This window comes from Sanguibacter sp. A247, assembly GCF_052324925.1.
Classification (GTDB): domain Bacteria; phylum Actinomycetota; class Actinomycetes; order Actinomycetales; family Cellulomonadaceae; genus Flavimobilis.
On sequence record NZ_JBQPRE010000007.1, the window covers coordinates 1 to 18,893 of the forward strand.

At 70.7% G+C, this 18,893-nt stretch carries 17 protein-coding genes and 1 other RNA gene; 4 read left to right on the forward strand and 14 right to left on the reverse strand.

Annotated features, from left to right (window positions below; genetic code table 11):
* Positions 1-139: 139 nt before the first annotated feature.
* Together ACTVCO_RS11875 and ACTVCO_RS11880 are read right to left on the reverse strand one after the other, a co-directional pair.
* A complete protein-coding gene (locus ACTVCO_RS11875) occupies positions 140-1,093 on the reverse strand; it encodes a hypothetical protein (RefSeq protein WP_443728647.1) in 954 nt (317 codons plus the stop codon).
* Complete coding sequence (locus tag ACTVCO_RS11880) at positions 1,086-1,298, reverse strand: hypothetical protein (RefSeq protein WP_443728648.1); 213 nt, start codon at positions 1,296-1,298, stop codon at positions 1,086-1,088. The genes ACTVCO_RS11875 and ACTVCO_RS11880 overlap by 8 nt, the downstream gene beginning before the upstream one ends.
* 171 nt (positions 1,299-1,469) lie before the next feature.
* Here ACTVCO_RS11880 and map point away from each other — a divergent pair, with 171 nt between their 5' ends.
* Both map and ppgK read left to right on the forward strand, forming a co-directional pair.
* Entirely contained in the window at positions 1,470-2,345 is an 876-nt protein-coding gene (map, locus tag ACTVCO_RS11885) for a type I methionyl aminopeptidase (RefSeq protein ID WP_443728649.1), read from the forward strand.
* The gene (gene ppgK / locus ACTVCO_RS11890; RefSeq protein WP_443728650.1) at positions 2,342-3,112 is read left to right on the forward strand and encodes a polyphosphate--glucose phosphotransferase; all 771 of its coding nucleotides are present in this window, start codon (positions 2,342-2,344) and stop codon (positions 3,110-3,112) included. Before map ends, ppgK begins: the two co-directional genes overlap by 4 nt.
* A gap of 81 nt (positions 3,113-3,193) precedes the next feature.
* On the opposite strand, the gene ACTVCO_RS11895 is transcribed toward ppgK, so the two are convergent.
* The gene (locus ACTVCO_RS11895) at positions 3,194-3,568 is read right to left on the reverse strand and encodes an STAS domain-containing protein (protein ID WP_443728651.1); all 375 of its coding nucleotides are present in this window, start codon (positions 3,566-3,568) and stop codon (positions 3,194-3,196) included.
* A gap of 180 nt (positions 3,569-3,748) precedes the next feature.
* An RNA gene (gene rnpB, locus ACTVCO_RS11900) (RNase P RNA component class A) lies at positions 3,749-4,118 on the reverse strand.
* A 92-nt stretch (positions 4,119-4,210) separates the two neighbouring features.
* Between rnpB and ACTVCO_RS11905 the strand changes: the two genes are divergently transcribed.
* On the forward strand, positions 4,211-4,981 hold the full coding sequence (locus tag ACTVCO_RS11905; protein WP_443728652.1) for a YaaA family protein: 771 nt from the start codon (positions 4,211-4,213) through the stop codon (positions 4,979-4,981).
* A gap of 59 nt (positions 4,982-5,040) precedes the next feature.
* Here the strand turns inward: ACTVCO_RS11905 and ACTVCO_RS11910 are convergent, their stop codons facing one another.
* The 6 genes from ACTVCO_RS11910 to ACTVCO_RS11935 form a co-directional block, all read right to left on the reverse strand.
* Positions 5,041-5,685, reverse strand: coding sequence for a histidine phosphatase family protein (locus ACTVCO_RS11910; protein ID WP_443728653.1), 645 nt, complete (start codon positions 5,683-5,685; stop codon positions 5,041-5,043).
* 47 nt (positions 5,686-5,732) lie between these two features.
* Positions 5,733-6,473, reverse strand: coding sequence for a zinc ribbon domain-containing protein (locus tag ACTVCO_RS11915; protein ID WP_443728654.1), 741 nt, complete (start codon positions 6,471-6,473; stop codon positions 5,733-5,735).
* 77 nt (positions 6,474-6,550) lie between these two features.
* Entirely contained in the window at positions 6,551-7,399 is an 849-nt protein-coding gene (locus tag ACTVCO_RS11920) for a Nif3-like dinuclear metal center hexameric protein (RefSeq protein ID WP_443728655.1), read from the reverse strand.
* A gap of 5 nt (positions 7,400-7,404) precedes the next feature.
* Positions 7,405-8,256: an SDR family NAD(P)-dependent oxidoreductase gene (locus ACTVCO_RS11925; protein ID WP_443728656.1), complete on the reverse strand. Its 852-nt coding sequence runs from the start codon at positions 8,254-8,256 to the stop codon at positions 7,405-7,407.
* Between the two features lie 110 nt (positions 8,257-8,366).
* Positions 8,367-10,781: a GH36-type glycosyl hydrolase domain-containing protein gene (locus tag ACTVCO_RS11930; RefSeq protein ID WP_443728657.1), complete on the reverse strand. Its 2,415-nt coding sequence runs from the start codon at positions 10,779-10,781 to the stop codon at positions 8,367-8,369.
* 81 nt (positions 10,782-10,862) lie between these two features.
* On the reverse strand, positions 10,863-13,055 hold the full coding sequence (locus ACTVCO_RS11935; RefSeq protein ID WP_443728658.1) for an NTP transferase domain-containing protein: 2,193 nt from the start codon (positions 13,053-13,055) through the stop codon (positions 10,863-10,865).
* Between the two features lie 200 nt (positions 13,056-13,255).
* On the opposite strand from ACTVCO_RS11935, the gene ACTVCO_RS11940 reads away from it, so the two are divergent.
* Positions 13,256-14,242 carry a diaminopimelate dehydrogenase gene (locus ACTVCO_RS11940; protein ID WP_443728659.1) on the forward strand — a complete coding sequence of 329 codons (987 nt, stop codon included), beginning with the start codon at positions 13,256-13,258 and terminating at the stop codon, positions 14,240-14,242.
* Between the two features lie 126 nt (positions 14,243-14,368).
* On the opposite strand, the gene ACTVCO_RS11945 is transcribed toward ACTVCO_RS11940, so the two are convergent.
* The 4 genes from ACTVCO_RS11945 to ACTVCO_RS11960 all read right to left on the reverse strand — a co-directional run bounded on the left by ACTVCO_RS11945 (position 14,369) and on the right by ACTVCO_RS11960 (position 18,770).
* Positions 14,369-14,608 carry a glutaredoxin family protein gene (locus ACTVCO_RS11945; protein ID WP_443728660.1) on the reverse strand — a complete coding sequence of 80 codons (240 nt, stop codon included), beginning with the start codon at positions 14,606-14,608 and terminating at the stop codon, positions 14,369-14,371.
* A gap of 83 nt (positions 14,609-14,691) precedes the next feature.
* Complete coding sequence (locus tag ACTVCO_RS11950; RefSeq protein ID WP_443728661.1) at positions 14,692-15,621, reverse strand: cation diffusion facilitator family transporter; 930 nt, start codon at positions 15,619-15,621, stop codon at positions 14,692-14,694.
* 1 nt (position 15,622) lies between these two features.
* Complete coding sequence (locus ACTVCO_RS11955) at positions 15,623-15,979, reverse strand: ArsR/SmtB family transcription factor (protein WP_443728689.1); 357 nt, start codon at positions 15,977-15,979, stop codon at positions 15,623-15,625.
* Between the two features lie 49 nt (positions 15,980-16,028).
* On the reverse strand, positions 16,029-18,770 hold the full coding sequence (locus ACTVCO_RS11960) for a cation-translocating P-type ATPase (RefSeq protein ID WP_443728662.1): 2,742 nt from the start codon (positions 18,768-18,770) through the stop codon (positions 16,029-16,031).
* Between the last annotated feature and the right edge of the window lie 123 nt (positions 18,771-18,893).

Here is an 18,893-nt window from a genome sequence, read left to right on the forward strand (position 1 = left end):
CCCCCCCCCCCCCCCCCCCCCCCCCCCCCCCCCCCCCCCCCCCCCCCCCCCCCCCCCCCCCCCCCCCCCCCCCCCCCCCCCCCCCCCCCCCCCCCCCCCCCCCCCCCCCCCCCCCCCCCCCGCCGTCGTGCGCCTGCGACTAGAAGACGAGGTAGCCGCTCGAGCGGAGCCAGAAACCGTGCCCGCTCGCGTCATGGCGGCACGCGACGCCCTCGGTCGTGGCCGCGCACGAGTAGCCGCTCGTGCGCGTCGACTCCCCATAGCGCAGCACCGTGCCCCGGCCCAGACCAGACCAGGACTCGAGGCACGTCGGCTCGCCGACGCCTCCCGCGACGACGAGTGCGCCGCCCCAGCGGCCCACGCACTGGCCCGCGGGGTCGTCACCGAAGCTGCTGTTCGCGATCTCGCACCGCACCTCGTTGCCGCTGAGACGACAGGCGATGTTGCCCGACGGCAGCATGAACTCGCTGACGCTCCGTGACGCCTTCGCGCTGACGAGAAGGTCCGCCGGCACACCCACGGCGAGCGCGTCGCGTGCCGCAGCAGCATCGACCGTCGACCGCGCCCCGCCGTTGGCGACGTAGGCCGCGAGCGGGCCCGTGACGTCCGACGGCAGGCCCGTCTCATCGAGGACCGACGAGACGTGACCCGAGCCGCACTTCTCCGCGAACGTCTCGATCGGCTTGCCGATGGCCGCGTCGAACACGCCCCTGCTGATCCACGTCCCGGGGTCGCCCAGGCCCGCGAGGGCACGCATGAGCGTCACGCTGTCGGCTGGGGCGTCCGCGCAGGTGCTCGCTCCCAGGGCGCCCGCAATCTCCGCGGCGGCCCGCTCGCTGTCGGGCTCCGCCTCCGGGGCCGCTGCCTCGGCGCCCGGAGCGGGCCGCCCGGCGGCTTCGTCGCGTGAGGCCGCCGTCAGCCCTGCAGCGGGCGCTGCGGGCGCTTCCGCGACGGTCCGAGCACCTGCGGTGTCGGCGAGGCCGTCGCTCGCAAGGAGCATCGACCCCGCCGCGATCGCGCACACGAGCACGACGAGCACGGTCGCCGCCGAGACCACGATGACGAGCGGGCTGACTCTGCGGGCCTCACTCATCGTCGTCCCACTCGTCGCGCTCGGCCTCGTCGACGGCGTCCCACGCCTCCGTCCGCACGCGTGCCGTCTCCAGCGCAGCAGCGGCGGCTTCACGCGTCGCGTACGGGCCCATGAGGTGCTGGGCCGCGCGCTGGCGCCCCTGCTCGACCTGTCCGGTCGCAAGGTTGTAGAAGAACGCGACGTCGTCGTCGAGCTCGTGCTCCATCGTGACCTCTTCGTCGGTGACGCAATGCGCCGCGAAACGAGACCGGCGGACGCCGGACCGTGCCCCCTTGCGGGGCACAGATTACCCGTACCTCCCCTGTACGGACCATCGATTCACCCCGCGTGTCACGCTGTGCCCCTGCCCGACGTCCGCCCACGTAGAATCACGGGCATGACGACGACCTCCCGACGTTCCCGCAGCCCCCTCGAACCCGGTGTCGTCAGTCCCCGCCGACCGGTGCCCACCTCGATCGCACGGCCCGAGTACGTCGACCGTCCAGCACCTGCGCCGTTCACCGGCTCCGAGGTCAAGACGCCCGAGACGATCGAACGCATCCGCGTCTCGGCGAAGCTCGCCGCTCAGGCCCTCGCTGAGGTCGGCCGCGCGGTCGCGCCCGGCGTGACGACCGACGAGCTCGACCGCGTCGGCCACGAGTTCCTGTGCGACCACGGCGCCTACCCGTCGACGCTCGGCTACCGCAGCTACCCGAAGTCGGTGTGCACCTCGATCAACGAGGTCATCTGCCACGGCATCCCTGACTCGACCGAGCTCGTCGAGGGCGACATCGTCAACGTCGACATCACGGCGTACATCGACGGCGTCCACGGTGACAACAACGCCACCTTCCCCGTCGGCACGATCGCCGAGGAGGACGCACTGCTCATCGAGCGCACCCACGAGGCGATGATGCGCGGCATCAAGGCGGTCCGCCCGGGCCGCGAGGTCAACGTCATCGGACGCGTCATCGAAAAGTACGCGGCCCGATTCGGCTATGGCGTCGTCCGCGACTTCACCGGCCACGGCGTGGGAGAGAGCTTCCACTCGGGGCTCATCATCCCCCACTACGACTCGGCCCCGAACTATGCCGACGTCATCGAAGCCGGCATGGTCTTCACGATCGAGCCGATGCTCACCCTCGGCACCCACGAATGGGTGCAGTGGGAGGACGGATGGACGGTCCTCACGAAGGATGGCTCGCGCACCGCGCAGTTCGAGCACACCATCCTGGTCACCGACACCGGGACGGAGATCCTCACGCTGCCATGAGCCCCCTCACTCTCACCCCCGCGACAGCCTTCGGGATCGACATCGGAGGGTCAGGCATCAAGGGCGCCCCCGTCGACCTCGCGACAGGCGAGTTCACGGCGGATCGCCTCCGCATCCCCACGCCGGGGGTGTCGACGCCTGCCGCGGTCGCCGCCGTGGTCCGCGAGCTCGTCGACAGCTTCGGACTACCGAGCACGACACCCATCGGTGTGGCCTTCCCAGGGCCCATCCACCACGGGCGCATCACGTTCATCGCGAACCTCGACGAATCGTGGACGGGCGTGCACCTGTCGAACGTCCTCTCCGACGCCCTCGGCCGCCCTGTTCACGCTGCGAACGACGCCGACGCCGCCGGGTACGGCGAGGCCCTGTACGGCGCAGCCCGCGGGGTTGACGGCACCATCATCGTCACGACGCTCGGCACGGGCATCGGCTCCGCGATCATCGTCGACGGCACGCTCGTGCCCAACACTGAGCTTGGCCACCTCGAGATTGACGGCTTCGACGCCGAGTCGCGAGCAGCGGAGTCCGCGCGCGAGCGCGAGGACCTCTCGTACCCCCAGTGGGCCGAGCGGCTCCAGCGGTACTACGAGACGCTCGAGATGCTCTTCTCCCCCGACCTGCTCGTCGTCGGCGGCGGGATCTCCAAGCATCACGAACGATTCTTGCCCCTGCTCGACCTCAAGGCGCCGATCGTCCCGGCCACGCTGCGCAACAGGGCAGGGATCGCCGGGGCCGCAGCGCTCGCGGGCGGCACCCAGCTCTGAACGGACTCGTCACGCGCCCCACCGATGACGCGAGCCGCGCACCCGTCCGGGTGCGCGGCTCGCGTCATCACACATGCGTGGTCAGCCGACGAGCCTCGTGAGCTCGACCGGTTCCGGACCTGCCGAGGCGATGGTGAATCGCTCGTCGAGCCCGATCATGCGCAGGACATCCAGCACGACATCTGACGGCTCGACAAGGGTGACGGGGAGGCCTTCCTCGGCCCCTACTGACAGCATCTGGACGAGGAACGCCACGCCCGAGGAGTCGATGAACGTCACGTCCGACGTCTCGATCTCAACGGGACGAGCACCCAGAACGACCGCGGCGAGCGCAGCGCTCGCCTCGTCGCGCCGTGCGCCGTCAATCTCACCGCTCAGGACGACCCGGTAGCGATCACTCTCGACGTGAACCGCAATGGTGCCGCCGTGCTCGTCGTCGAACCCCGTGAATGTCATAGCCACCTCCTGCTCCGGCTCTGACTGTGTCACACGAAACCAACGCGGGCAAGACGACGCCTTGACCATTACATGACTCCCACGTGTCGCCCGGATGGCGGCGCCCACGACGGGGTCCAACCGCGCCACACGGGTGCCCTCGAGCCGCCGCGCGCGGGGTCGGACGAGGGCGACGATGTGCAGACGAGCTGGCTTGTACGCCGGGTTCTGTCCCTGCGGAGGTCGCCCTCGTGCAGGTGACGGCCATCCATCTAGGCCGTGCGTTGCCGCACGGCTCAAGCAACCTACCCGGATGCTCGGGCGAGCAGCCCTCAAGCGCATCCTGTCTGGTCTTGCTCCAGGTGGGGTTTACCGAGCCGCACCGGTCACCCGGCACGCTGGTGGTCTCTTACACCACCGTTTCACCCTGACCCGTCCGAAGACGGGCGGTCTCTTTTCTGTGGCACTTTCCCGCGGGTCACCCCGGGTGGGCGTTACCCACCACCTTGCTCTATGGAGCCCGGACGTTCCTCGGGATGCCGAGGCACCACGCGACCGCCCAGCCAGCTCGTCTGCGTCGCTCAGCCTACCTCCTCCTCACGCGGCGTTCGTCACGCTGCCGACGGAGCCGGGAGCGGCTCCGCCACAGCTAGGGTGGACGCCGTGATCGTCCTGCTCCCGCCCTCAGAGGGCAAGACCGCGGCAAGCGCCGGCGCCCCGCTCGACCTCGACATGCTCGTGCTCGCCGACCTCGCGCCCGAGCGACGCAAGGTGCTCGAGGCACTCGCGTCGGTCTCCGCACGTCCCGATGCGCTCACCGTTCTGGGCGTTGGCGCGAGCCTTGCTGACGAGGTCGCGCGCAACACGAGCCTCGAGCTCGCGCCGACGGCTCCCGCTGCCCACGTGTACTCGGGCGTGCTCTACGCCGCCGCGGATCTCGCGGGCGCCCTCGTCGACTCGCGCGCTTCCTCACGAACCGACTCCGTTCTCACGGTCTCAGCGTTGTGGGGCGTCGTCGCTCCGAACGATCCCATTCCCGCCTATCGGCTCTCGATGGGAACTGACCTGCCGGGGATCGGGCCACTCGCACGGTTCTGGCGCGAGCCGCTGCGCGCGCTCGACGAGCGCGCTGGCGGCGACGTCGTCGTCGACTGCCGTTCGACGGCGTACGCGGCCGCCTACCGGCCGCGCGGGGCGGAGCACGTCACGGTGCGCGTCGTCCGCGAGCTCGACGGTCGACGCTCGGTCGTCTCGCACCATGCCAAGCACACGCGCGGGCTCCTCACGGGGCACCTGCTGCGCCGCGAGGGAGAGCCGCCCACGACGGCCGCAGAGCTTCTTGAGGCCGCATCCGAGCTGGTCGGCGACATCCTGCTCGAGGCGACGCTGACGCGTGGTGCGTCGGGCACTGCGACGCTCGAGCTCGTCGTCTAGCCCGGACGACCCGGCGGCGTCGCGCCGCTGTCCGAGCCGCCTCACGCGATGAGGTCCCCTCAGGGCACGACCCCGCTCGCGACAAGCTCACCGACCCCGTCGGCCCACCGGCGCACGATGACGACGCCGCCGGGCGGCACCCGCACGCGACTGATCGACGACGACGGCACCGCAAGCACCGCCGCCACCACCGACCTCACGACGATCGTGTGCCCGACGAGCGCGGTCGTCCGCCCCTCGCGGCCGGGGACGAGACGATCGAGAAGCATCGCAATCCGAGCGGCGACGTCAGCGGGCGACTCCCCCTCGGGTGCGGCAAGCGTGCCCTCGGCGTGCCACGTGCGCACTGCCCCGGGGCTGAGCGCCTCGATCTCCTCGCCCGTGAGCCCCTCCCACGTGCCGAGGTCGGCCTCGCGCAGGTCGGGCTCGACGCCGACGGGCTGCCCGAGGCGTCGGCCCAGCGCGGCCCCGGTCTCTTGGGTGCGGACGGTCGGCGAGGCGAGGATCTCGGTGACGGGCGGCAGCTCGCTCCAGCGGTCGCGGCCGATGCGCGCGACGAGGTCGGCCGCACGCGCCGCCTCGATACGACCCGGGGTCGAGAGACCTGGGCCCGGCAGGACCCCACCGGTCCAGCGACCTTCGTCGGTGGCGACGGTGCGCCCGTGACGGACGACGACGAAGGTCGCCGGTTCACCGAGCGACACCCCGCGACTCATCCCGCCAGATGCCGCCTGCTGGGACGCCGTCACGCTCAGAACGCGTCCTCGCCTCGGACGAGCAGGCGGCCGGTGTCCTCGCAGTAGACGAGCTCGTCGGGCCCGAGCGCCTTGATGCGCGCGAGCTCGACGGGGCTCACGGGCATACCCGACGCCTCGGAGCGTCCGTGGCGCAGCGCGGCGACCGCGACGCCGCCCATGCGTGCGCGAAGCTTCTCGTACGTCGCCATGAGGGTCGCATCGAGGCCCTCCGCAGCGGCTGCCCGCTGCGCGGCGACGTCCGTCGACGTCGCGTCGAGCTCGGCGTACGCGGCATCGCGCTCGGCGACGACGCCCTCGCGGGCGGCGACGAGCGCGGCGTGCGCCTGCTCGACGCCCGCAAGCGCAACCTCGTGCGCCTCGAGACGCTCCATGACGTCGAGCTCAACCTCTTCGAGCGTGGCCTGACGGTGGGCAAGCGATTCGATCTCGCTGAGCAGCGCGGTTGCGTCCTTCGCGGACACGGCGCCCGAGTCGAGGCGCTTCTGGTTGCGTTCCGTGCGCTCGCGCACCTGCGTGACGTCATCCTCAGACTTCGTCAGCTCACGACGCAGGTCAGCAACCGCGGTGCGGGACGCGACCAGTGAGCCGTGGAGGTCGGCCAGCTGGCCGTCGAGCTCCGCGATACGCGCGAGCGTCGGGTGGTGCGACCGCTTGTGCGCGATCTGGTCGAGGCGCGTGTCGAGCGCCTGGACGTCGAGCAGCCGGGCCTGGTCCGCGGCGGGAGCGGTCGCCATGAGGTTCTCCTCGGGTCAAGGGGACGGCGCGAGCCTTCAGGCCTGCGCCGCTGCGTGCTGGGGTCCACGCTATCGGGTCAGGGATGCCCCGGGGACGCGACGCGGGCGGTCCACGGGTCCGTGCGCTGCTCGCTCACGCGCACCTCGACGTCGTGCCCGCGCGCGGCGAGCTCGGCCGTGAGCCGCGCGGCGACGACGCGGAGCCACGGCGACTCGCTCGCCCAGTGCGCCGTGTCGAGGACGTACGGGCGTCCGTCGCTGAGCCGCGCACGTTCGCGCTGCTCGGAGACCGGGTGGTGCTTGAGGTCCGAGGAGACGTAGACGTCGGCGCCGGCAGCCGCAGCCTCCGCGAAACGCGTGTCGTCCGAGCCTGGCAGCACCGCGATCGTCCGTACGAGGGCGTCGAGGTCGCCCGCGACGCGCACGCCCTGCGGCGTGGGCGGCAGGACGGCCGCCGCGTGGGCGGCGAGGTCGCGCAGCGTGAGGGGGTCGGGCAGCTCCCCCAGGCGTCCGGCGCCCGTGGCGCCGTCGGCGTCCGGCACGACGGGCCGCACGTCGCGCAGCCCGAGCAGCTCCGCGAGGGCCTCCGCGACGCCGCTCTCGGCGACGTCCGCGTTGGTGTGCGACGCGAGCAGCGCGCAGCGGCCCCGCACGAGCCGGTGGACGATCGCCCCCTTGGGGTCGTCGGCCGTCACGGCGTGCACGCCGCGCAGCAACAGCGGGTGGTGCGTGAGGACGAGGTCCGCGTCCCACGCGAGCGCCTCGTCGACGACGTCAGCGACCGGGTCGAGCGCGACGAGGATCCGCCGCACCGGCTCCGCGGGGTCGCCCGCGACGAGCCCGACGGCGTCCCAGCCCTCCGCCGTCGCGGGCGGGTACCAGGAGTGGACGAGGTCGACGACCTCGCCGAGCGTCGGCTGCGACATGCTTCTCATTCCTTCCCCGCAGGAGCGGATGTGCGCCCGCGGAAGTCGTCCATCGATCCGTAGACCCTGAAGATCTTGTCCGCGACGACGTCCCACGCGGCGAGCGGGAGCAGCCCGCGGACCGTCTTGCCGAGGCCCACGGTCCACGGCGTGAGCCGCTGCGGGCGGCCCGCAAGCATCGCCCGCCATGCCCGGTCGACGGCAACCTCGGGCGTCATGAGCGGCGTGAGCAGCGGCCCCTTGGCGCCCTCGAACATGCCCGTCGAGATGTACGACGGGCAGAACGTCGTCACGCGCACGTGGCCGTTGCCCGTGCGCTCGAGCTCGAGCCGCAGCGAGTCCGACCACCCGAGAAGGGCCCACTTCGAGGCCGCGTACACGCTCATGCGCGGGTTCGAGAGGGTCGCCGCGGCCGACGCGACGTTGAGGATGCGGCGCTCGACGCCGCCGGCGAGCATCGCGGGCAGGAGCGTCCGGACGAGCACCATGGGGCCGACCGCGTTGATCGCCATCGTGCCGACGACGTCGCGCTCGACGTCGTGCTCCCAGAACAGCGCGCCCCGGACGACGCCCGCGTTGTTGATGACGACGTGGGGCGCCCCGTGCTCCGCGAGGTGCGCCTCCGCGGCCGCTGCGACAGCCGACGCGTCGCCCATGTCGACGACGGTCGTCGACACGCGCGCACCGGGCGCGAGCACCGCGAGCTCCGCGGCGCTCGAGGCGAGACGTTCCGCGTCGCGGTCCCACAGGTCCACGTGCGCGGCACCCTCGCGCAGCGCACGCTCGGCGTAGAGGCGGCCCATGCCGAGGGCGCCACCGGTGACGAGCACCGACGCGCCCGTGAGGTCGAGTCTCATGGCGCCATCCTCCCCTACCTGCGCGCCTGCAGCAGCCAAGGGCGGCATCGCGCGGCGAACCGGCCCTGCGCACACGCGAGCGGTGCGCAGGGCCCGGCGCCGGGGCGTGATCAGCCGAGAACGACCTCGACCTTGACGACCGAGCCGGCCGGGGCCGGCGCGATCGCCGTCGCCGGGTCGTGAGCGACACCGTCGACGGTGAGCGAGGCGACGCCCGTGCTCACGTGGTTCGGGTTCGTCACGACGATCTCGTACGTCGCGTCGCGCCACTGGCGCGTCACCTCGAAGCCGTCCCAGTCCTTGGGGATCGACGGGGACACGACGAGGCCGTCGAGCTCGAGGCGCACACCGAGGATGTACTTCGTGGCCGCCGTGTACATCCAACCGGCCGTGCCCGTGAGCCACGGGTTCTGCGCCTTGCCGAACCACTCGTGGTCGCGGCCGTAGATGAACTGGACGTACGCGTACGGCTCGGCGCCGCGGACCTCGATGTTCTCGTTCTGGTTGTACGGGAGGATCGCGTCGTAGAGCGCGACCGCCTCGTCACCGCGCCCGAGCATCGCCTCGGCGATGATCGGCCACGCGTTGGGGTGGGAGAAGATCGCCGCGTTCTCCTTGATGCCCGGGTAGACGCGCGTGACGAAGCCGACAGTGTCGTCGACCTTCGTGAACGCGGGCCAGTTGAGGTGCGAGCCGTACTCGGAGCCGAGGAGCTTCGTCACCGAGTCCATCGACGCGATGCCGCGCTCCTGGGAGGTGATGCCGGCGATGACGGGCCACGCCTGGTGCTCGAGGAAGATCTTGCCCTCCTCGTTGTCCTTCGAGCCGATCTCCACGCCGTCGCGCGTGTAGCCGCGGATCCACCACTCGCCGTCCCACAGCTGGGTGTCGGCGACCTGTGCGATGCGGTCACGCTCGGCCTCGAAGCGCTCGACGTCGGCCGTGCGGCCGAGCGGACGGGCGATCTCGAGGAATGCGCCGATCGCCCACGCGTGGAGGAACGTCACGAGGGACGTCTCGCCGCCACCAAGGTTGAGGCAGTCGTTCCAGTCGGCACGCAGGCCAAGGGCGACGCCGTTCGCGCCGATCTGCTGCGCGGAGAAGTCGAGCGCCGCGACGAGGTGCTCGTACACGGTGGCCTCGGGGCCGTCCGCGAACGGGATGACACGGTCGAGGAACGCGAGGTCGCCCGTCTCCTTGACGTACTCGACGACCGACGGGACGAGCCACAGGTGGTCGTCCGAGCACGTGTCCTCGAGGCCGTGGATGAGGTCGGCCGCGTTGCCGCGCGGGACGATCGTCGGCGACGGGACGTCCGGCAGCGGCTCGGCGTCCGGGTTGAACGCCTCGGGGGCGAACAGGTGCAGGCCGTAGCCCGAGGACACCTGCGCGCGGAGCAGCTCGACGATGCGCTGGAGCGTCTTGGCCGGGTTGGTGTGGATGACGCTCATGACGTCCTGCGCCGTGTCGCGGTAGCCGAGCCCGGCACGACCGCCGACCTCGACGAATGACGCGAAGCGGGACCACTGCACGCACGTCTCGGCCTGGAGGAGGGTCCAGGAGTTGATCATCGTGTTCATGCCCTCGTGAGGCGTGCGGATCTGCAGCTTGTCCTGCTTGGCGCGCCAGTATGCACGCAGGCGGGCGCGCTCGGCGTCGACGTTCGCGGGGATCGAGTACTTCGCCTTCATGGCCCGCCCGGCCGCGTCGCGCGACCCGTAGCCGAGCATGAAGACGAGGCGCTTGGTCTCGCCCGGTGCGAGCGTCACCTTGTGCAGGAGCGCACCGCAGTGGTTCTGCGTCGTCGCGCTGCGGTTCGACCCCTCGCCGCGCTCGATCGCGACGGGGTTCGCCTCGGAGCGGTACGGGCCGATGAAGTTCTCGCGCAGCGAGTCATACGAGCTCGGTTCCTCCGAGGACGCGAAGAAGTGGTGCGTCCACGGCTCGTAGTAGAAGTCGTACTCAATGATCCCGTCGTCGTACGACGAGCCCGAGGAGTACAGCGACATCTGAAGGTTCTGGTTGTCGATCGTGATCGTGTGGAACGAGAACTCCACGTACGAGCCGACGGTGAGCGTGCGCTCGACGTCGGACGTGTTCGTCACGGTCGTGTCCCAGATCTCGACGTCGTCGTCGACGGGGATGAAGATCGTCTGCGACGCGTCGATGCCCTTGTACGACGCCTCGAACGTCGAGTAGCCCAGGCCGTGGCGCGTCGTGTAGCGCGCCGCGTCCTCACCGTCGAGCGGCTTGCCGACGGGCTGCCAGGAGACGCTCCAGAAGTCGCCGTCGGCGTCGTCACGCAGGTAGACGTAGTGACCGGGACGGTCGAGCGGGACGCCGTTGGGACGGAATCGCGTGATGCGGCCCTGCTGCGAGCTCTTGTAGTACGAGTAGCCGCCGCCGTTGTGCGAGAGCACGGTGCAGAGATTCTTCGTACCGAGATAGTTCGTCCAGGAGACCGGGACGTCTGCGCGTTCAATCACGTACTCGTCGACGGCGGTGTCGAAATGGCCGTACTTCATCGTGGGTCGTGGTCCTTCGTGAGGAGGGTCGGGGGTGACGCAGCGAGCAGTGGTGCGGACATGCCGAGCGGACGGGCGGTATCAGGCCGTCACGAAGCCTTCGAGCCAGGTCATGAGCTCGCCGGCCTTCTCGGGGGTGTCGGCCTCGACGAACATCCGCAGGACAGGCTCGGTTCCCGAGAACCGCAGGAGCGCCCAGTTGTCGTTCTCGAGGAGGATCTTGGTCCCGTCGGTGTGGTTGATTCCCACGACGGGGTACGGGCCGACGTGCGTGAGTGGCGTCGCGGCGAGCCGACGCGGGACGGCGACGCGCATGTCGGGCGTCGCAGGAACACCGGCTTCCTGCGTGTAGAGGCGGCCCGTGATCGCGTAGATCATGTCGCGCAGCTCCGAGATGCGCTTGCCCGTGCGGGCAAGCATCTCGGCGACGAGGGCGCACGCGAAGATGCCGTCCTTGCCGAGGATCCAGCCGCGGATCGTCAGGCCACCCGAGGACTCGCCACCGAGGACCGCGTCGATCTCGGCCATGCCTGCCGTCACGTGCTTGAAGCCGACCTTGCACTCGACCGACGTCTCGCCGAAGTGGGCTGCGAGGCGGTCGAGCAGGTGGGTCGTCGCGATGTTGCGGACGACGCCGCCCTTCTCGCCGCGAACCTCGTGGAGGTACCAGTACAGGAGGAGCAGGAGGTCGTTCGTCGAGATGTACTCGCCGGTCTCGTCGACGATCCCGATGCGGTCGGAGTCGCCGTCGGTGGCCATGCCGAGGTCGTAGAGCCCGTCCCCGCCCTTGATCATCGCGATGAGCGCAGAGAGGCGCTCGAGGTCGGGCGCGGGTGCGACTCCCCCGAAGAGCGGGTTGTGGGCCGCGTGGATGAACTCGGCGCGCACGCGCATGTCGGTGAGGATCGTGCCGAGGGTCAGCTGGGACGTGCCGTACATGGGGTCGACGACGACGCGCAGGCCCGAGCCGCGCACCGCGTCGATGTCGATGATCTTCTCGATCGCGTCGACGTAGGGCTCGGTGAGCGCCTTGTCGACGACGACGCCCGCGCGGCGCGCGAGCGCGAGGTCGAGGGTGATGACGTCGGCGAGGCGCAGCGCGTTGGCCTCGTCCTGGAACCGGTCGGTCTCGTCGTCGAGCGGCAGGGAGCCATCGGCGCGGAAGACCTTCATGCCGTTCCACTCGGGCGGGTTGTGCGAGCTCGTGATGATGATGCCGTAGGCGGCGCCGAGGTAGGGCGCCGCGAACGTCACGAGGGGGGTGGGCACGTCGTCGGGCAGGAGCGTCACGGGGATGTTGTTGCCCGCGAAGACCTCGGCCGCGGCCTCGGCGGACTCGCGCGAGAGGAAGCGGCGGTCGCCGCCGATGACGACGCCGAGGCGGTCGATGCCCTTGCGCGTGGCCTCGTTCGCGATCGCCTGGCAGAGCTTGCGGACGTTGCCGAGCGTGTAGCCCTCGCCGATGACGGCGCGCCAGCCACCGGTGCCGAAGACGATGTGGGTGTCGGTGTTCTTGCGCGGCATGAAGAGCCGGCGCAGGACGATGTCGGCCGCCGCGTCGAGCTCGTCGCGGCTGTTGACGCCCTGCACCTCGTCGGTGTCGACGATCTTGTAGGTGACGACCTTGGCCCCCTCGTCGATGAGGCGGCGCACGGCGACCGTCAGGCGGTGCTCCCCCGCCTGGGCCAGCGCGTCGACCGCACCGAGGATCGTGGCGGGTGCCGCGGCATAGGCGCCGACGTTGATCTCGAGGGCGTCGTCGGTCGCGGCGGTGAGGTCGGCGCGCTCGATGATCGACGTGAGGCGGCCAGACGCGTCACGCGTCACGCGTCCGTACGGCAGGGGCTCCTCGACGACTGCGGTGAGCAGGGCGAGGTCGGCGTTGAGAAGGTCATGACGGTTGAGGAGGCCGCGCAGCGACTCGGGGCGCAGGAGCGGGGTGTCGGCGTAGGTGACGAGGAGGGTCGTGGTGTCAGCGGGGAGCGCGCGACGCGCGCTCGCGAGCGCGTGCCCGGTGCCGCGGGGGGTGTCTTGCTCGACGTAGGTGAGGTCGTCGCCCAGGAGCCGGGGAATCTCGGTGTCACCGGGGGCGATGACGACGACGATGCGGTGGGCCGGGAGGAGCGCGCGCACGTTGGCGAGGGCGAGCTGGACGACTGTCGAGTCGCCCAGCGTGCTCGTGAGCAGTGCGCGCGAGGGGGCGTCGGCCCCGGCGGCGAGGACGACTGCTGTGGCGCCGCCGGACTGTGCTGCATTCGGGGTGGGCTTGTGCATCGTGCGTCTCGCTTCCCGTGCGTGGCCTGCGGACGTCCGGGTGACGACAGGGGCCAAGGGTGACCGCATCCGGTCTTTGTTAGGAAGCCTAACAGTCTTTCTGGCCGGAGCACAGACGTCCCGCGCAACCCGCCGCCGTCACGGAGCACCAACCGGTACCGTGGGCCCGACCCCTCCCCGAGCACGGACGGACCCGCACCATGACGACCCCCCTTCGCCTCGCCATCGTCGGCCACGGAAACCTCGGCCGCGGCGTCGAGGCCGCGATCCGCAAGGCCACCGACACCGAGCTCGTCGGCATCTACACCCGCCGCGACCCCGCCGCCGTCACCCCGAGCACACCCGGGGCCAAGGTGTTCCCCCTCGCCCAGCTCGCGGCCGACGCCGACGGGATCGACGTCGCGATCCTGTGCGGCGGCTCCCGCAGCGACCTGCCCGAGCAGACGCCCGAGATCGCCCAGATCCTGCCCCTCGTCGACTCCTTCGACACCCATGCGCGCATCCCCGAGCACTTCGAGCACGTCGACGCCGCCGCCCGCGTGGGCGGCAACGTCGCCCTCATCTCCGCGGGGTGGGACCCGGGCCTCTTCTCGATCAACCGCCTCTACGGCGAGGCACTCCTGCCCGACGGCGACACGTACACGTTCTGGGGCCGCGGGCTCTCCCAGGGGCACTCCGACGCGATCCGACGCATCCCCGGGGTCGCGGCCGGCGTCCAGTACACCCACCCCGTCCCCGAGGCCGTCGACGCGGTCCGCTCAGGCGCTCGCCCCGAGCTCACGACCCGCGAGAAGCACACACGTGAGTGCTTCGTCGTGCTCGCAGACGGCGCCGACGCCGCGTCCGTGCGCACCGCCATCGTCACGATGCCCGACTACTTTGCCGACTACGACACGACGGTGCACTTCATCGACGCCGACGAGCTCGCACGTGACCACGCGGGCATGCCGCACGGCGGCTTCGTCATCCGCGCCGCCGAGACCTCCGAGGGCACCCGGCAGGTCATCGAGTACTCCTTGCGGCTCGACTCCAACCCGGAGCTCACCGCGAGCGTCCTCGTCGCATCCGCCCGTGCAGTCGCGCGCCTCCAGGCGCGCGGTGAGGTCGGCGCACTCACGCTCTTCGACGTTCCCCCAGCGCTGCTCTCGCAGCGGTCGGCGGCAGAGCTGCGCGCTGGGCTGCTCTAGGACCCCGCGTCTACCGAGAGCCGCGCATCCGGAGAGCCGCGCATCCCGAGAGCCACGCATCCCGAGAGCAGACACGCCGACGGCGGCCACCCCGCAGGGTGGCCGCCGTCGCGGCACGCACAGGCCTCAGCCGCGCGCCTTGGCGAGCAGCTCAGGGTTGGAGGGCTCCACGAGGTGGGTGCCGTCCTCGAACACGATGACGGGGATGTTCTGGCGTCCCGCGATCTCGATCGCGCGCAGCCGCGCGGCCTCGTCGTGCTCGACGTCCACATAGGTGTACTCGATGCCCTCACGGTCGAGCAACGCCTTGGCCCGCGTGCAGTCGCCGCACCATCCGGCTCCGTACATCGTGATGTTCTGGGCCATCAGTCCTCCTTGGAGTGGGGCGCTCACGCGCCGTCATGACGTCCCGCGATGCGGGCCTTCACCCACGGTACGACGCCGCAGGACTAGCTGTGCCGATGAGGCTCGTGGGCCGCGTGCTCGGCGGTCTCGATCTGGAACGTCGAGTGTTCGAGAGCCACGGGGAAGTGCGTCGCCACGCAGTCGGCGAGGTGGTGAAGGATCTCAGGGGCGTGGCCCGTGAGGAAGCACTCGTCGTCGACGACGACGTGCGCCGAGATGACATGCAGGCCCGTCGCCACGGTCGACGCGTGGAGGTCGTGGACGTCGACGACGTGCTCGACGCCGAGCATGTGGTCACGCACGTCGGCTAGGTCGAGGCCGCGCGGCGTCTGCTCGAGGAGGATTCCGCCGGCCTCGCGCAGGATCGTCACGGCGCGCGGGACAATGAGTGCCGCGATGAGCAGACCGGCGAGCGCGTCAGCCTGGAGCCACCCCGTCGTCCGGATGACGATCGCGGCGGCGATGACGCCGACAGAGCCGAGCGCGTCGTTGACCACCTCGAGGAAGGCGGCACGCATGTTGAGGTTTGCGTCGCGTCGCGAGGCGAGCACGGCCATCGCGCACAGGTTCCCCACGAGACCGACGATTCCGAAGACGAGCAGCTCGGTCGGCGCGATCTCGGGCGGAACCCACAACCGCCGGATGCCCTCGACCGCGGCATACACGCCGACCGCCAGGAGGACGGCAGCCTGCCCGAGCGCCGCAAGCACCTCGACGCGGCGCAGACCCCACGTGAGGCGCTCCGTCGGCGGCCGCAGCATGAGGGTCGCGGCGACGAGCGCGACGGTGAGCCCGCCGACGTCCGTGAGCATGTGGGCCGTGTCGGTGAGGAGCGCGAGGCTTCCTGTGAGGAACGCGCCGACGGCTTGGGCGAGGAGAACCGTCGCGGTGATGCCGAGCGCGATCGCGAGCCGGCGGCGCTGGCCCGGCGCTGACGGATCGCCCCCGTGTGCATGGTCATGGGAGTGCGCCATGTCAGACGATGCCCGGGCGCACGAGGTGGCTGCACAGGCTCACGCGCGAGCCCGTGGCGGCGAGGAGGTCTTCAGCCGCTCGCAGGAGCACGGCGAGGAGCGCGGGTGCCGCGAGCGCGTGGATGGTCGAGCGGCCTTCGGCACGGGACGCGACGAGCCCGCACTCACGGAGGCACGCGAGGTGGGCGCTCACGGTGGACTGCGCGAGACCGAGGTGCTCGACGAGATCGCGGACGCGGTGCTCGCCCGTCGCAAGGTGCTGAAGGATCGAGAGCCGCGCGGGGTCCGAGAGCGCGTCGAAGAGGTCGGCGTAGGTTGCGGTGGCGTCGTGGTCCACCAGGTCGGAGTCCGTTCTCATCGTCACGCGCCGATCCTATCGGTAGCCGACGATGAATTCAACGGCGGTGTCAGCCGCGCACCTTCGCGATCGCCCGGCCCACGACCTTCGCGAGCTCGACGACGCACAAGACACCGACCGACGTCGCCGCAGCGAGGAGCCAGTGACCGCCCTCGATCGCAGCCGAGCCAAACCACGCGTGCATGACAGGCACGTAGACGAAGAGCGCCTGCAGGACGAGCAACGCACCCGCCGACAGCCACAGCACCTTGTTTCCGCGCAGGACTGCAGGCGTGAAGCTCGACCGGTCGAGGAACCGGCAGCTGAACAGGTAGGCAAGCTGCGCGAGCGCGAGCGTCGTGACCGCGGTCGTCCGCGCAACCTCGAGCGGCTGCCCCGACTGCTCGAGCCAGTAGAAGACACCCAGCGCGGCCGCGCCGATCGCCAACGAGGCGACGACGATCTTGCTGATCGACGCAGCGTCGAGGATGCCGCCCCGCGGGTCCCGCGGCGGACGCCGCATGATGTTCGGCTCAGCCTGCTCATACGCGAGCGCAAGCGAGAGCGTCACTGCCGTGATCATGTTGACCCACAGCACCTGCACGGGCAGGAGCGGCATCGTCAGCCCCGCAAGCACGGCCACGATGACGACGAGTGACTGCGCGCCGTTCGTCGGCAGCAGGAAGAGCACGGACTTACGAATGTTGTCGTAGATCCGGCGGCCCTCCTCGACCGCCCGCTCGATCGTCGCGAAATTGTCGTCCGCGAGGACGACCTCGGCCGCGTCCTTGGTCACCTCGGTTCCCTTGATCCCCATCGCAACCCCGACATCGGCCTGCGTGAGCGCGGGCGCATCGTTGACGCCATCACCCGTCATCGCGACGACCTCACCGTGCGACTGCAGCGCGGAGACGATACGGATCTTGTGCTCGGGACTCGTGCGCGCGTAGACGTGGACGTCCCGCACGATCTTGCGCAGCTCGGTCGTCGTCAGCTCCTCCAGGTCTGCGCCTGTGAGGACCCGCGCTCCCGGCTCCACGATGCCCATCTCTTGCGCGATCGCCTGCGCCGTCCCCGCGTGGTCGCCCGTGATCATCGTCACCGCGATCCCGGCTTCGCGGCACTGCGCGATCGCCTCGATCGCCTCGGGGCGAGGCGGGTCGACAATCCCCACGAGCCCGCACAGCTCAAGCCCGCCAGCGACGTCCTCGGCCACGACCGTCGATGTGCCCTCGGACGCAGGCTTGCGCGCGGCCGCAAGGACGCGCAGGCCCTGTGCTCCGAGCTCGTCGATGCGTGCGAGCCACAGGTCACGGTCGAGCGCCTCGCGACCGCCGTCCGCTGTCGTCTGCGTCGTGCACCGGTCGATGACGCGATCGGGCGCACCCTTGACGTGAATGACGGCGCTGGCGCCGTCGAGCGAGTCGAGCGTCGCCATGTACTTCGTCGCCGACTCGAACGGGAGCACCGCGAGCCGCGTCCACTCCCCGCCCGCCGCGCCAGCCTTGAGGCCGAGCACAGCGAGCGCACCCTCGGTCGGCTCCCCCACGAGCGTCCACTCACCGTCCTCAGCACGCTCGACGCGCGCGTCGTTGCACAAGGCCATGACATCGGTGAGGGCGTCGAACGCCGCGTCGACCCCGCGCTCCATCGTGCGTCCATCCCTCGTCAGGCGGCCCTGAGGAGCGTACCCAAGGCCCTCGACATCGATCTGGCTCGCTGCCGTGAGCACGGTGCGTGCCGTCATCTCGTTGCGTGTGAGCGTGCCGGTCTTGTCCGAGCAGATCGTCGTCACCGAGCCGAGCGTCTCGACGGCGGGGAGCTTGCGCGTGATGGCGCGCCGCCGCGCCATCTGCTGGACCCCGAGCGCGAGCGTGATCGTCACGAGCGCAGGAAGACCCTCGGGAACGGCTGCGACCGCAAAGCCGATCGCGGCCGAGAGCAGCTCGTCGACCGGCTGCTCATGAACGAGACGACCGACGAGCACCATGAAGGCCCCGAGCACAAGAATGCCGACCGCAATGACCTTGCCGAACGTCGCCAGCTGACGCGTGAGCGGCGTCGTCACGTCCGTCACCTCAGAGATCATCGTCTGGATGCGACCGATCTCGGTGTGCTGGCCCGTCGCGACGACAACGCCTGAGCCCTGCCCCGCCGCAACGAGCGTGCTCGAGAACATCATGCTCGTGCGGTCGCCCACGCCCGCCTCGGGATCGACGGCTGCAGGCGACTTCTCGGCGGCGAGCGACTCCCCTGTGAGCGCCGACTCCTCGATGCGCAGGTTCGTCGCCTCAAGGACCCGAACGTCGGCGGGCACGCGATCTCCTGCGCGGACCCGCACCACATCACCGGGCACCAGGTCGTCGGCGTCGATCTTCGACCACGTGCCGTCGCGCAGAACCTCGGCGTGAGCCGAGAGCATCGTCCGAATCGATGCGAGGGCGGACTCAGCCTTGCCCTCTTGGACAAAGCCGATGCCCGCGTTGATGATCGCGACCGCGAGGATGACCGCGCAGTCGACCCAGTCACCCACGACAGCCTTGAGCAGGGCAGCGACGAGCAGGACGTAGATGAGGACGTCGTCGAAGTGCACGAGGATCCGCTTCCACAGCGGATCGCGCTCAGGCGGAGGCAGCCGGTTTGCACCGTGTCGCGCGAGCGAGCTCGCCGCTGCCTCGGTGCTCAGGCCGTCGCTGCTCGCACCCAGGTCGGCAAGGACCTCGGCGGGTGGCTGCGCCCAGGGGACGTACCCGGGTTCGGCGACGTCCGGGGTGTCCGAGGAGGCCTGTGCGGTGTCGAGAGCGTCGTCCATTCCTCCATCGTCACCCGCTATCCGCGCGCGCACCACGTCCTTCTGTCCCGAACCGGCGCCCCGCCCCCACGATCGTGCGCAGCGTCACATGCTCGTGACGCTGCCGCGTCCGGTGCGCGATGG